This window comes from Halomonas sp. SIMBA_159, assembly GCF_046536035.1.
Classification (GTDB): Bacteria; Pseudomonadota; Gammaproteobacteria; order Pseudomonadales; family Halomonadaceae; genus Vreelandella; species Vreelandella venusta_A.
The window spans coordinates 1-232 of sequence record NZ_JAWJBT010001724.1 but is presented as its reverse complement, the minus strand read 5'-3'; the positions used below and the strand labels follow the sequence as shown (position 1 = coordinate 232).

1 protein-coding gene is annotated in these 232 nt (G+C 72.0%); it reads right to left on the bottom strand.

Annotated elements, in window-relative coordinates:
• Positions 1-232: TonB-dependent receptor domain-containing protein (locus R0J87_RS25100; protein ID WP_498889740.1), on the bottom strand; the 232-nt coding region annotated here is incomplete at both ends.

Here is a 232-nt window from a genome sequence, read left to right as displayed (position 1 = left end):
CACGCCGACCCGGCCGGTGGCCTTGTCGTCGCTCTGGTGCGCGCTGCTGCCGCTGATGCGCTCGTCGGTGTCGGTGCCGACCCAGTCCTGGCGGGCGCCGACGGTCACGGCCCAGCGGTCGATGCGGATCTGGTCCTGCAGGTACAGGCCGATCTGCGACTGCACCTGGACCTGGCGCGAGGTGAAGTCCGGCACGTCCAGCGCCGCGCCGTAGACCGGGTCGTAGGCATCG